The organism is Pedobacter gandavensis, assembly GCF_014172405.1.
Classification (GTDB): Bacteria; Bacteroidota; Bacteroidia; order Sphingobacteriales; family Sphingobacteriaceae; genus Pedobacter; species Pedobacter gandavensis.
On sequence record NZ_WNXC01000001.1, the window covers coordinates 25,092 to 39,220 of the forward strand.

Genomic DNA, 14,129 nt, shown 5'->3' on the forward strand with positions numbered 1-14,129 from the left:
GGGATAAAATAAGGGTAAAAGTTAGTCTCATGAATTTGGTGATCGTGTTTCTGTTTTGTTAAAAATAGCGCATTTGTCATTTAAAATGGTGATAAGATATTAAAATTGAAAAAATGTTACATTATTCTGGAATAAATTGGGTTAAAATGAAGACCTTATAATGTGGAATTTGCCAAACAATTTGACAGTTAGAAACGTTAGCTTTTTACACATGGAAAAAATGCCTCGCTGGTCTAAAATTACGCTTAGAATATTTATTGGTTTAGTTGCACTCGTTTTGCTTGTTTTTGTCGGACTAGGTTTGTATGTGAATGCCAATAAAAAGACTTTACTGGCTACGATTACTACACAGTTAAATAAAAACCTCAATGGTTCATTGACCATCGGAAGTATGGACCCTACTTTTTTTAAAGGTTTTCCTGGTGTATCCATCAGCCTTAAAAATGTGGTGATTAAAGATAGTCTTTGGAATGTCCACCAGCATACTTTACTGGAAGCACAGGATTTTGAGGTCTCCGTAAATACCATGGCCCTTTTAACCGGGACTATCGAAATCAAAAAGATAGGGATTAGTAATGCAAAAATCGACCTGTATACCGATACTTCCGGCTATAGCAATACCGCAGTATTCAGGAAAAAAGATAAGAAAAAGCCTGCTTCAGATAAAGGAAGTACGGATGCGCAGTTGAAACAATTCAGTTTATCAAATGTGAATTTTATCGTTGACAATAGAAAGGGGCATAAGTTATTTCATTTTGAGGTGGCATCCCTGAAAGGTGATATGGATTACTCCTTTTCCGGATGGGAGGCGCAATTGAAATTAAAGACGCTGGCAAAAAGCATGGCCTTTAATACGAGAAGAGGTAGCTTTATTAAGGATAAGGTGTTAGAAGGGCCTTTTAAGATTAATTACGATGAAAATACCGGGGTAATCCAGGTTGCACAAAATCAATTGAACATTGGAAAAGATCCTTTTATGATCGCCGCCAAATTTGATACCTCAAAAGAAAACACGGAGTTTACCATAGACATTAAAGCCCCATCGATTTTATGGCGGGATGCAGCCAATTTGTTGGCGCCCAATATTACCGAGAAATTACTCATGTTTGATTTGAAACAACCGATTGATGCGAGTTGTATACTTCATGGAGATATGGGGCCTGGTGGTGACCCGGAAATTAACGTGACGGCATTGGTGAACGACAATGTTTTGAAAACGCCGGGCGCGTTGATTGACAGCTGTAGCTTTAAAGGAGTTTTCACCAATAATTACGAAAAGGGTAAGGGCCTTACTGATGCCAATTCTGCCATTAAATTGTATCAGTTTAAAGGAGCCTATACGGAAATGCCTTTTTCAATTGATACAGTAATGATTCTTAACCTCGAGAAGCCTATTGCCACAGGTGTTTTCAAATCGAAATTTGATGTTGCGAAATTGAATAAAGCGATTGGCACGGAAACCTTGAAGTTCGGAAAAGGAACGGCGACGGTGAAGCTGGATTATAAAGCGGATATTGTTGATTTTAAATTGCATAAACCGCTGGTAACCGGTACCATTAATGTAGTCAATGCAGATGTAAGTTATGTGCCAAGAAGGTTAAATTTTACCAATACGGCAGTATCTCTGAACTTTACCACAGATGATCTTTTTATTAAAAATATTCGGTTGCAGAGTGGCAAGAGTATCGTCATGATGGATGGACGAATTCGTAATTTCCTGAATTTATATTACAACGCTCCGGAGAAAATATTGTTAAACTGGCAGATCAGAAGTCCACAGTTACATCTGGGCGAGTTTTTAGGTTTTCTGGAAAGCAGAAAGCCAGTTCGGACTGCAAAAAGGAATTCGAAGCATAGCAGTTTTTCTGAAGATGTAAATAACTTATTTGAGAAAAGTAAGGTAGACATGCACCTGAGGGTAGAAAAGGTGTATTACAATAAGTTTGTGGGTACAGATGTCATGGCAGATTTATTTCTATCTGAAGCAGGTATCGGAATGAAAAACATCAGTGTGAAACAAGGCGCTGGCTCTATGAAAGTAGATGGTAACATCACCCAAACAGGAAAGTTAAATCGCTTTCTGGTGAATACAACACTGAATAATATAGACATTAAAAGCTTCTTTTATTCTTTTGATAACTTCGGTATGACCACGCTGACTTCCAAAAATTTGAAAGGTTATCTGTTCTCTAAATCGACGATTGGCGGGTTGATCACCGATCAGGGAAAATTGGTCACCAATTCCTTAAGTGGAGATATTAATTTTGACCTGAAACAAGGTGCTTTGCTGAGGTTTGAGCCAGTTAAAAGTGTAGGTAAATTTGCTTTCCCTTTTAGAGATCTGGACAACATTACTTTCAGCAACCTGAATGGGAAGTTTGATGTGAGAGGACCGCTGATTACCATTAATCCGATGCAGATCAATTCCAGCATTTTGAATATGGATGTGGCAGGCGTGTATTCGATGTCGAAAGGAACGAATATTGCCGTTGATGTGCCCTTGCGGAATCCTAAAAAGGATTCCGATATTACGGATAAAAATGAAAAACAGGCGCGTAGAATGAAAGGTATAGTCCTTCATTTATTGGCAACTGATGGCGATGACGGCAAGATTAAAATCAAGCTGAATAAGAACCGGAAAAAGGCGGAGTAAATCTCCTATATTTTGATCTCAAACAGTGCCAGAACGATGTTTTCGTAATGTTTCGGCAATAGGTCTGATGCTTCTGGTACGATGTTTCCCAAATAATCAAAACCACATCGTTCATAATAGGCGATCAGTTTTGGGTTGTCTCCCCAGGTATCCAATCTGATGTATTTCTTTGCTTTTTTAGCTCCGTATTCTTTTGCCCATTCAATAATCAGATTCACAAAATGATGACCTCTGAAAGCGGGATTCGTTACAATGCGGTGGATGTAAATGGCAGGATCAATGTCTTTTTCTTTCCAAATTAAGGGATCATTAAAGTCGATGGCAAAAATGCAGGCCGTTTGTCCCTCGATGATTATTTTCCATTGTCTTTCTTCCTGGATCTCTCTTTTAATTAAACTACGCTCAAATCCCTGCCAGTGTTTTTTAAATACTGTCTTTTGATAAGCGATGGCTTCGTCATAAAGTTCGAAAATGCGTTCGATATCGTTAAGGTCAGAAGGAATGATGGTTACGTCTTTTAACATGTTGTTTAAATTGAATTAAAGCAAAAGTCGCAATTTTATGCTAAACGGAATGGGTACAGATTCATTTTATTTAACCCACACAGATGGAAGCTGGAAAGCATGAAAATTAAAAGAGAATGCCAGGTTAAATTGATAAATTTGAGCATAGACCGATAAATCAATCTTTTAAATCCTTAAAACATTTAAACATGAAACGTAACGCAACAGCCGTTTGGAACGGCACCATTAAAGAGGGTGGCGGACATCTGAGTACAGATAGTACCGTTTTGGATCAAACGCAGTATTCTTTTAACAGCAGATTTGCTGATGGAGTTGGCACCAATCCGGAGGAATTGCTCGCTGCTGCTCATGCGGGCTGCTTTACGATGAAGCTAAGTCTGGACCTGACCGAAGCTGGTTTTACACCAGGGAATTTAGAAACAAAAGCGACCATTTCCTTAGACAATGGCGTGATCAGCAGTTCTCATTTGGTTTTAAAAGCCAGCATTCCTGGAATTACCGAAGAGCAGTTTCAGGAGATCGCAAAAGGAGCGAAGGCAAATTGTCCGGTGAGTAAGGCGTTTGCGATGGAAATTACTTTGGATGCAAGTTTAGTATAAGGTAATCGCTGTCTTTTAACGATTAGCAGATAAAACTGTCAGATGCAAATGCCTTGCTTTTGACAGTTTTATCATTTGTAGGCAGATTTATTCGCAAATGCGAAATTAAATGCGTGATTTCTATTTAAACCTGCTGAAAATAAAGGAATTGATGAGGAAAATAAGGTAAAATTTCTATTTTAGGAATTCATTAGGAAAATCATCAAATTCAATAGAAATGAAGCCGATACTTGTTTTGAAATTAGGTACTGCATCCATCACTACTCCAAAAGGAGAGTTGGATGAAGGTGTGATTGCTGATGTGGCGGCACAGGTTGCCGAGCTTGCGAAGGAACACCGATTAATTTTGGTTTCTTCCGGTGCTGTTGCTGCGGGAAAGCAATACATTAAGCATTACAAAGGGAAAATCTCTGAAAGAAAAGCTGCGGCTGCGATCGGGAACCCCATATTGTTAAACACCTATTCAAAGCATTTTTACCCCTATGGCATTCAGATGGCGCAGAGTCTTTGCGAACGTCGTCACTTCTCAAACAGAACGCAATTTCTACAACTTAAAGAAACTTATGAGGAACTGTGGAAAAATGGGGTCATCCCGATTGCGAATGAGAATGATGTAGTGAGTGATTTAGAGTTGAGATTTTCTGACAATGATGAGTTGGCCACGCTATTGGGTGTTGGTTTTGGCGCTTCATTGATCTTGTTGGGTACCTCGGTTCCTGGCGTTCTGGATAAAGCAGGAAAAGTAGTAGGGAAAATTGACTCCATCAACAATGAGGTGTTCTCTCTTGCGGATAAGAAAACTTCTGATCTCGGATTGGGCGGTATGGTTTCGAAACTTACGTTTGCGCATTTGGCATCCACGATGGGCATTAAGGTGGTGATTTTTGGCATTAGAACACCGAATGGTATTCTGGATGCGGCAGTCGAGCAAACAGGTACCGTATTTACGCCAAGAGATTGCGCTTTGACGGCCAGAAATAAATGGCTGGCCAGTGGAAGTCTGGTTACTGGTCGGGTAATGCTGGATGAAGGGGCTTGTGAGGCGATTAAGATGCGTAAAAGCCTATTGGCAGTCGGCGTAGCTGCGGTCATCGCGCCATTTGAAAATGGAGAAATATTTGAGCTGGTTGATGCGCAAATGAATATCGTTGGGGTAGCAAGGGCAAAAGCATCCTCGGTAACGATTCAAAATAATTTAAAACAACATAACCTGGAAATTGCCAATGCCAGTGACATCGTAATCTTATAAAATAAGCCATGGAAGCTATAGAAAATCAGTTGATTAATGCGAAGAAAGCGAGGCATTCCATTGCTTCTTTGAGTGATGAAGGAAAAACATTGCTGCTGAACCGTTTGGCTGCGGTAATCCAGGGGAAATCTGCAGAGATTATCACAGAGAATTTAAAAGACCTCGAAAAAATGCCGGATGCTGATCCTAAAAAGGATCGCTTGCTGTTGAATGCCGATCGGATTTTAGGATTGGCAAACAGTCTGAAGGATGTCGCTGCTTTACCCGATCCAACCAATCAATTGATTTCCAGTAAAAAAATGGACAATGGTTTACTGATTCAAAAGAAAACGGTACCATTGGGCGTGGTAGGGGTGATTTATGAATCCAGACCGAATGTGACGATTGATGTGGCTTCCTTATGTATCAGATCCGGTAATGTTTGTTTGCTTCGTGGCGGTCAGGATGCTTATCATACCAACCTCTTTTTAGTTTCCTTGATTCAGCAGGTTTTATTGGAATCAGGATTGGATCAAAACATTGTGCAACAATTGCCTGCGGATAGGAAATACATCCTGGAGATTCTTCAAGCCGAGAAATATATTGATGTCATTATTCCCCGTGGTTCCAATGAGCTGATTTCTTTTGTGCGTAAGAACGCTTTGGTGCCTGTTATTGAGACGGGAGCTGGCGTATGCCATACTTACGTTGCTGCATTGGCAAAGTTGAGCACAGCAGCGGAAATCGTGCAGAATGCAAAGGTTTCGCGGCCTTCGGTGTGTAATGCATTGGATACGGTATTGGTAGATCATACGATTGCTGCTGATTTTTTGAAGTTGCTGGCGCCTTTACTTGTTGAATATCAGGTAGAAATTTTTGCAGATGATGTGGCGTTTTCTATTTTGAAGCAGGAAGGGTATCCAAATTTGATTCAGGCAAGTGCTGCTGATTTTGGTAGAGAATTTCTTGATTATAAGTGTTCTGTTAAGATCGTGGAAAATATCAACGAGGCATTAGCTCACATTTCGGAATTCTCTTCGAAGCATTCGGAAGCGATCATCACGGAAGATGCGCAGGAAGCTGAACAGTTTTTGGAAGAGGTAGACGCTGCGGTTGTGTATTGGAATGCCTCTACGCGCTTTACTGATGGACAGATGTTTGGCTTGGGTGCGGAAATAGGAATTTCAACACAAAAACTTCATGCCAGAGGGCCCTTTGCACTCGAAAAATTGGTGACGGAAAAATGGATTGTGAAAGGGGATGGGCAAATAAGAAATTAACTTTGAGTTCCCCAATTCCCTATTTGGGAAAAAAGAAGGACAATATTTTTTCTCTTACTGCAAAAAAATGGATTTGTACAGGTGTTTATACGGGTATGATGGCGTGGCTTGACTTTTGAATATTGTTAAGAAAAAACTACTTATTTTTCATGCAGAACAATTTAAGTCAACCTCAACCCTTGCTTTTAAAAATACTAGGGGAAATCGAGGATTATGCGATTTTATTTCTCGATCAGCATGGACACGTCGGCAGCTGGAATAAAGGCGCGGAGATCATTAAAGGATACACTGCTGAAGAGATTACCGGAATGGACTTTAGGTTGTTTTATACCGAAGAGGCCCGGACCAACATGATCCCTGATTTGTTGCTGGAAGAAGCTATTTTGAATGGCAAAGCTCAGCATCGGGGATGGCGCGTAAAAAAAGATGGAGCGTTGTTCTGGGCGCATGTCACCATCACCACTGTTTATGATGAGGAGCATAAAGTCATCGGCTTTTCAAAATTCACCCGTGACCTTACCGATAAGCTGAATGCAGAAAAAGAGTTAAAAGAATATGCAAGGGTGCTCGAGTTTAGAAATAAAGAACTTGAACAATTTGTTTATATCGCTTCTCATGATTTGCAGGAGCCATTGCTGACCGTTAAAAATTTCGTGGGCTTGTTGCGGAAAGAGTATGGGGAACTGTTTGATGAGAATGGGGCGCTGTACCTGAGTTACATTGAGGAATCCACGGAGAAGATGAAATATCTGATCAAAGATGTGTTGGATTATGCACGATTAGGCACCCATGAGGCTAAGGAATTGGTGGATTGCAATGTGTTAATGGCAAGTGTGCAACAGGAGTTTTCTAATGAGCTGGCGGAGTTGGATGTCGAAATTGATTTTGACAATTTGCCAAGGGTTCCGGCTTATGAGTTGGCCTTGAAGCAACTCTTTCAACACTTGCTCAGTAATGCTGTTAAATTCAGGAAAAAAGAAGGTAGATTGAAAATTAGGGTCTCTGCAACTTATGAAGACCGGCATTGGCATTTTCAGTTCAGCGACAATGGTATAGGAATAGAAGAGAAATATAAGCACAAGATTTTTTTGATCTTTCAGCGTTTAAATAGTCAGGAAGACTATGTAGGGCATGGAATAGGGCTATCCCACTGTAAAAAGATCGCGGAGCTCCATGGGGGGGAGATTTTTGTAAATTCCGCTTTAAATGAAGGTAGTACGTTTTGTTTTAGCCTTAAAAATGATAGATAAGCATGAAAAAATTTAAGGATCTTAGTTGTGTATTGCTGGTTGATGATGACATCCCTACCAATTATATCCACCGCAAAATTGTTCAGAATACAAATATTGAAGTAGACATTAAGTCGATCACTTCTGCCAGAGAGGCACTTGATTATTTAACCTTTTCAGGTAAATATGTAAATGATGTAGATGCTTTGAGGCCGGGGATTATTTTCCTGGATATCAATATGCCCGGAATGAGTGGCTGGGATTTTATGGAAGAATACCGTAAAATCGATGCGGCAAAGAAGTCGAAAATTATTGTAGTCATGTTAACGACTTCCTTAAACCCAGACGATGAGTTGATGGCTTCTGCCAATCATGAAATTATGAATTACTTACATAAACCTTTAAATGAAGATGCTTTTGTTAAGATTGCAGGTAAATATTTTGAGGAAATTAACAATTAATTCTATAGATTGGCGGTAAACTAAATTTGAAATGAAACCTCCATCGATTAAAGATATTGCAAAAAAAGCAGAAGTATCTATAACAACAGTCTCCTTTATCTTGAATGGTAAAGCTGAAAAAATGCGCATTAGCAAGGAGGTGATCAAACGGGTAGAGGGAATCATTCTTGAGCTTGGATTTAAGCCAAACCAGGTTGCCAGAAGCTTACGAACAGGAAATACGAAGACCATCGGTTTGATTGTAGAAGACATTTCCAATCCATTTTTCTCTGCCATTGCCAGACGTATTGAAGATAAAGCTTATAAAAAAGGGTATAAAATCACTTATTCCAGTACGGAGAATGATCCGGCTAAAGCCAGGGATCTGATAGAAATGTTCAAATCCAGAAAGGTTGATGCTTATATCATTGCGCCGGTTCCTGGTATTGAAGAAGACATCAAACAATTGCTTGCCGATAAAATTCCAGTAGTCATCTTTGACAGAAACCTTCCAGATCTGGATGTGAATTATGTGGTAGTAGACAACTTTGAAGGCGGTTATTCTGCTGCGGAATTCCTGATTAAAAAAGGAAGAAAGAACATCGCGTTTGTGACAGTAGACGTGGAGGTAGACCAGATTAACAACCGTTACCTGGGATATGAGCAGGCCTTGAAAGACCATGGCATCAAGCCAAATCAGCAAACCTTGGTTAAAATTCCATTTGACAGTACAGAAGAGGATACGGATCAGCGCTTAAAAGTCTTGTTTGACGAGAATCCGGAAATTGATGCGGTATTTTTCTCAACGAATTACCTCGCGGTAAGGGGGTTATTTTTCCTTAAAAAGATAAAGAAACCTATTGATGATGGTTTTATGATTGTTGCTTATGATGATCAGGATGTTTTCAAGATCCATACACCTCCCATCAGTGTGGTTGATCAACCCATAGAGCAGATCGCTGAAAAAATCATTGACATCATTCTTCAGGAGCTTTCTGCGGATCGATCATTACCCCAAACTGAAAGAAGTAAGGTTATATTACCTACTAAATTTATAGAAAGATGATTTAGAGGCTTAAGCCTCTAAATCTTTCATTACTGCTTTAATCTTTTCGCCTAGTAAGGCATCTGTTTCTTTAAAGCTTGCTTTGTCTTTTAAAGGCGCGTTTACACTGCAATAGAACTTAATTTTAGGTTCTGTTCCTGATGGTCTTGCGGAAACAATGCTGCCATCAGCAGTGATAAACTGTAAAACATCCGATTTAGGGAAGTCTAGTTTAGTTTTCTCGCCAGTGCTTAGGTTTGTTTCAAAGCCCAATTCATAATCCTTCAATAAAGCAACTTGAGCACCACCAAGTGTTGCAGGAGGGTTGCTTCTGAATTTCTCCATCATCGCTTTGATTTCTTCCGCACCAGTTTTTCCTTTTTTTGTGATCGAAACCAGTTCTTCTTTATACAAGCCGTATTCTACATACATGTCTAACATGGCATTATATAAGCTGCTACCTTTATCTTTATAGAAGGCGGTCATTTCTGCGATGAATGCACAAGAAACTACTGCATCTTTATCTCTAACCAGTTCACCAATCAGGTAACCATAACTTTCTTCACCACCACCGATAAAGGTTTTCTTACCCTCCAGGCTAGTCATCAGGTGTCCAATGAATTTAAATCCAGTCAGCGTGTTGTAGAAAGTAACGTTTTTCTTTTTAGCGATTTCCTCAATGATATTGGTCGTCACAATGGTTTTAACGATGTATTGATCACCGGTAAGTTTGCCTTTTTCTTCCCATGCGCTCAATAGGTAGTTGATTAAAAGACTACCTGTTTGGTTGCCATTTAATAATACAAATTGTCCGTCGTTGTTTTTTACTGCGATACCCACTCGATCTGCATCAGGATCTGTTGCCAGAACCAGGTCTGCATCAATATCTTCTGCTTTTTTAAGTGCTAAAGTCAGGGCTTCTTTTTCTTCCGGGTTAGGGTAAACTACGGTTGGGAAATTGCCATCCGGTGTGCTTTGCTCTTCAACCAGGGTTAAGTTAGTGAAACCGAATTGAGCCAATGCTTGTGGTACCAGCGTAATGCCTGTTCCGTGAATAGGAGAGTAGACGATTTTAAGGTCTTTCTGACGTGCAATTGCTTCTGGTGAAACGGATAATTCCGTGATCTTATCCAGGTATAACTGGTCAATTTCTTCACCGATCAATTCAACATTTTCTGCTATACGGTCGAACTTTACCTCATCAATGCTTTTGATTTTGGCTACTTCGTCCATCACCATGGTATCATCCGGGGAAGTAAATTGTCCGCCATCAGCACCATAAGCTTTATAACCGTTATATTCTTTTGGGTTATGGGAAGCCGTTAACATCACCCCACTTTTGCAGCCCAATTCTCTGATTGCGAAAGAAAGTTCTGGTGTTGGTCTTAATGCTTTGAAGAAATAGACATGAATTCCGTTTGCAGAGAATACATCTGCGGTGATTCCTGCAAAATAATCTGAGTTATTGCGACTATCGTGGGCGATAGCTACTTTGATTTTTTCATTAGGATATTTGTTGATCAGGTAATTGCAAAGACCTTGAGTGGCTGTGCCGATCGTGTATTTATTGATTCTGTTAGATCCGGCACCCATGATGCCACGAAGGCCTCCAGTTCCGAATTCCAAACTTCTGTAGAAAGAATCTGTGAGCTCGGTAAAAGCCTCCTGATCTAATAGCGTTTGGATTTCTTCTTTTGTTTTGCTGTCGTAATTACCATTTAGCCATTGGTTGATGGTACCTAGGGTTGCTGCTTCTAATTGCATATGATTGTTGTTCTATCTTTTGATACTTGCCATGATAAACGCATTGTCTTTTACCTTGTTTTGTGAGAATAGGATAAAAATGCGAAATTCCAAATTTTATTTTGTGTATTTAGTGGTTATTATCGCCGTTTTTTTTAATTTCACGGCCGGTTACAAGTATATAGCCAATTTATTAAAAAATAAAATTCTTACCTCAATTAAATGAAGATATTAAAGTTTGGAGGAACTTCCGTAGGAAGCCCTGAGCGTATGAAAAAGTTGCTGGATATCATCAATCCGGCCGAAGAGCAAATTGTGGTCCTATCAGCCGTGTCTGGTACAACCAATAGTTTAGTGGAAATTTCAGGCAAACTTTTAAAGGAGGATAAACAGGTCGCGTTAAGCTTAATTAACGCATTGCACAAGCATTATAATGAGTTCATTATTGAACTATTGCCTCCGGGTGAGTTTCATGAACAAGGACAGGAAGTTGTAGAATACCACTTTGGTTTCCTGGCTTCTTTAGTGAATGATATTTTTACTCCAGTTGAAGAAAAAGTAGTGTTGGCACAAGGTGAACTGTTGTCGACTACCTTATATCATATTTACCTGAAATCTATCGGTGTACCATCGGTATTGCTTCCTGCATTGGATTTCATGAAGACTGATGAAGATAATGAGCCTGATGTTCCTTTTACAACGAAACATCTGATGCCAATATTGGAGCAGCATAAAGGAAATAAGTTATTTATTACTCAAGGATTTATCTGTAGAAACAGCTTTGGTGAGGTAGATAACCTACGTCGTGGTGGAAGTGATTATACGGCTTCTTTAATCGGTGCAGCCATCCTTGCGGAAGAAGTTCAGATCTGGACAGATATCGACGGGATGCACAACAATGATCCAAGGATTGTTAAAGGTACCAAGCCAATTTCTCACCTTTCTTTTGATGAAGCTGCAGAGCTTGCTTATTTCGGTGCGAAGATTTTACACCCGCAATCGGTTTTCCCTGCACAGAAATATAAAATTCCGGTGAGGTTGTTAAACACAATGGAGCCTACTGCTCCTGGTACTTTAATCTCTTCGGAAAGTGAAAAAGGAAAGATCAAATCTATCGCTGCTAAAGATGGCATCATCGCGATTAAGATTCAATCTAGCCGTATGCTATTGGCTTATGGTTTCTTAAGAAGAGTTTTTGAAATTTTTGAACGTTATAAAACGCCAATCGATATGATCACTACTTCTGAAGTAGCGGTTTCATTAACGATTGATTTTACGGATAACCTGGATAAAATCGTGGAAGAGCTTCATGCTTTCGGTTCTGTAGAAATTGATAAAGATCAAAGTATTGTTTGTGTAGTTGGTGATTTCAATGCGCAAACACATGGTTTTGCTTCAAGAGTGTTAGATTCAATCAAGCACATTCCAATCAGAATGATCTCTTACGGAGGTAGTAATTACAACATCTCTTTATTGATCAATACGACAGATAAGACTGAAGCTTTAAAAAGCTTACACAACCGTTTATTTGAATAAGAGGAGGTTTACCTCTTTCTTAGCCAGATCATAGCGGCAACAAGAATTACAACGAGTACGATAAAGAGCTTCACTCTTCTGTCGTACTCTTTTCTACTCAATTTGTTGTTTTTGAAATCGACATAATTACCGAAATAAATAAAACTCAGAACAACAACAAAAAATACAATCAGATACTTGAACATTATGTTTTCCGAAAAAGATATAGCACGTTTCGCGAATTTAGAAACACCCTTTTATTATTACGACCTAAACCTGCTGCAAAAAACATTAGATGATTGCGCAGCGGCGGCAAAGGTATATAATTTTCATGTGCACTATGCTATGAAAGCAAATTTCAATCCTGCAGTATTACAAAAGATCAAGGCCGTAGGTTTTGGAGCGGATTGTGTGAGCGGTGGCGAAGTGAGCAAGGCGATTGAAGTAGGCTTTGAGCAGAAACAAGTGGTGTTTGCAGGTGTTGGAAAGTCGGACAGAGAGATCAATGCCGCTTTAGACCAGGATATTTTCTGCTTTAATGTAGAGTCTATTCAGGAGTTGGAAGTGATCAATGAGCTTGCCGGCAAAAAAGGGAAAGTAGCAAGAGTAGCCATTCGTATCAATCCAAATGTGGATGCACATACGCACCATAACATCACTACTGGCTTAGATGAGAATAAGTTTGGTGTAAATTCATGGGATTTACCTGCTTGTGCGGATACTTTAAAAGAAAGTGCGAACCTGGAATTTATCGGTGTGCATTTCCATATCGGTTCTCAAATTACCAATATGGATGTTTATAAGAACCTATGTGTTCGCGTAAATGAGTTTGCTACCTGGTTTGAAGAACGTGGATTTATTGTGAAGGTCTTGAATGTTGGTGGTGGTTTAGGTATTGATTACCACAATCCAGAGCAACAGATTCCTGATTTTGCGGCTTATTTTAAAGTTTTCCAGGAGTTTTTAGAGATCAGGTCTAACCAAGAAGTTCATTTCGAATTGGGAAGAGCATTGGTTGGACAATCGGCTTCTTTAATTACCCGTGTACTTTACGTGAAAAATGGTAAGAAGAAGAATTTTATCATTTTAGATGCTGGAATGACGGAGTTGATGAGACCTGCTTTATACCAGGCTTACCATAAAATTGAGAATATTTCTAAACTTGATGTTGCAGATGCCGTTAAGTATGACGTTGTAGGGCCAATCTGTGAGAGTACAGACTGTTTTGGTAAAGAAGTGGAGCTTCCGGAGACTTTCCGTGGAGATTTGATCGCTTTACGTAGTACTGGTGCTTATGGAGAGGTAATGGCTTCGCATTACAATTTAAGAGAGAACGTTGTATCTGTTTACGATACTGAAGGATAATACTTATCCTTTTATAAGTAAAAAGCTTGTTGAAACGCTGGGAATTCCATGGTTTCAACAAGCTTTTTTTATGGGCATTGATTGCTTAGCCTAAATTCTTTAGTCTTCTTCGAAAAAGTCGATCAGGCCTCCGAAGTAATATTCAGTTAGTCCGGCAGTAAAATCATCATAGTCTTCATCAGGAATATTCGTTTGCACGAATTCAAGAGAAGTTCCTTTTTTATCTTCGTGGAATTTAATGGTTACGATAGAAGGCTCGTTGTCTTCTCCGAAATACCATTGTTGCACAATCTTTTTCCCGTGTTCAAATTCCAGGTTTTTACCTACGATATCGCCATCCCAAAAAGAGAATTCTGTATCTGGTTCTGCTGTGAATTCTACTTCAGCACCGGTCCAGAGTTGAATGCTTTGTGCTTTTGTCATGGCTAAATACACTTCTTCAGGAGGTGCAGGTAGCTGGTAATATTTTTTAAATGTCTTCATGCGCTGTTAAAATGCAAATATATCC

General features: G+C 39.5%; 12 protein-coding genes. 9 read left to right on the top strand and 3 right to left on the bottom strand.

The genetic code is table 11. The annotated features are described in order from the left end of the window. Positions 1-211: 211 nt before the first annotated feature. Positions 212-2,653 carry an AsmA family protein gene (locus tag GM920_RS00090; RefSeq protein WP_235964387.1) on the top strand — a complete coding sequence of 814 codons (2,442 nt, stop codon included), beginning with the start codon at positions 212-214 and terminating at the stop codon, positions 2,651-2,653. Between the two features lie 5 nt (positions 2,654-2,658). Here the strand turns inward: GM920_RS00090 and GM920_RS00095 are convergent, their stop codons facing one another. After that, complete coding sequence (locus tag GM920_RS00095) at positions 2,659-3,177, bottom strand: GNAT family N-acetyltransferase (protein ID WP_182952581.1); 519 nt, start codon at positions 3,175-3,177, stop codon at positions 2,659-2,661. Positions 3,178-3,365: 188 nt separating this feature from the next. On the opposite strand from GM920_RS00095, the gene GM920_RS00100 reads away from it, so the two are divergent. From GM920_RS00100 to GM920_RS00125, 6 genes are all read left to right on the top strand, one after another. Beyond that, the gene (locus GM920_RS00100; protein WP_182952582.1) at positions 3,366-3,776 is read left to right on the top strand and encodes an OsmC family protein; all 411 of its coding nucleotides are present in this window, start codon (positions 3,366-3,368) and stop codon (positions 3,774-3,776) included. Positions 3,777-3,993: 217 nt separating this feature from the next. Further along, entirely contained in the window at positions 3,994-5,025 is a 1,032-nt protein-coding gene (proB, locus tag GM920_RS00105; RefSeq protein WP_182952583.1) for a glutamate 5-kinase, read from the top strand. Positions 5,026-5,033: 8 nt separating this feature from the next. Further along, positions 5,034-6,284, top strand: a complete 1,251-nt coding sequence (locus GM920_RS00110; protein ID WP_182952584.1) for a glutamate-5-semialdehyde dehydrogenase — start codon at positions 5,034-5,036, stop codon at positions 6,282-6,284. A gap of 149 nt (positions 6,285-6,433) precedes the next feature. After that, complete coding sequence (locus GM920_RS00115; RefSeq protein WP_202985997.1) at positions 6,434-7,534, top strand: sensor histidine kinase; 1,101 nt, start codon at positions 6,434-6,436, stop codon at positions 7,532-7,534. Between the two features lie 2 nt (positions 7,535-7,536). Beyond that, complete coding sequence (locus GM920_RS00120) at positions 7,537-7,974, top strand: response regulator (protein ID WP_182952585.1); 438 nt, start codon at positions 7,537-7,539, stop codon at positions 7,972-7,974. Between the two features lie 31 nt (positions 7,975-8,005). Next, the gene (locus tag GM920_RS00125; RefSeq protein WP_182952586.1) at positions 8,006-9,019 is read left to right on the top strand and encodes a LacI family DNA-binding transcriptional regulator; all 1,014 of its coding nucleotides are present in this window, start codon (positions 8,006-8,008) and stop codon (positions 9,017-9,019) included. 9 nt (positions 9,020-9,028) lie between these two features. On the opposite strand, the gene GM920_RS00130 is transcribed toward GM920_RS00125, so the two are convergent. Further along, on the bottom strand, positions 9,029-10,762 hold the full coding sequence (locus tag GM920_RS00130; RefSeq protein WP_182952587.1) for a phospho-sugar mutase: 1,734 nt from the start codon (positions 10,760-10,762) through the stop codon (positions 9,029-9,031). A 201-nt stretch (positions 10,763-10,963) separates the two neighbouring features. Between GM920_RS00130 and GM920_RS00135 the strand changes: the two genes are divergently transcribed. After that, positions 10,964-12,277 (top strand): aspartate kinase, encoded by a 1,314-nt coding sequence (locus tag GM920_RS00135; protein WP_182952588.1) that lies wholly within the window; start codon positions 10,964-10,966, stop codon positions 12,275-12,277. A gap of 186 nt (positions 12,278-12,463) precedes the next feature. Continuing rightward, on the top strand, positions 12,464-13,621 hold the full coding sequence (lysA, locus tag GM920_RS00140) for a diaminopimelate decarboxylase (RefSeq protein ID WP_182952589.1): 1,158 nt from the start codon (positions 12,464-12,466) through the stop codon (positions 13,619-13,621). A 99-nt stretch (positions 13,622-13,720) separates the two neighbouring features. Here the strand turns inward: lysA and GM920_RS00145 are convergent, their stop codons facing one another. Continuing rightward, on the bottom strand, positions 13,721-14,104 hold the full coding sequence (locus GM920_RS00145) for an SRPBCC domain-containing protein (RefSeq protein WP_182952590.1): 384 nt from the start codon (positions 14,102-14,104) through the stop codon (positions 13,721-13,723). Positions 14,105-14,129: the final 25 nt, after the last annotated feature.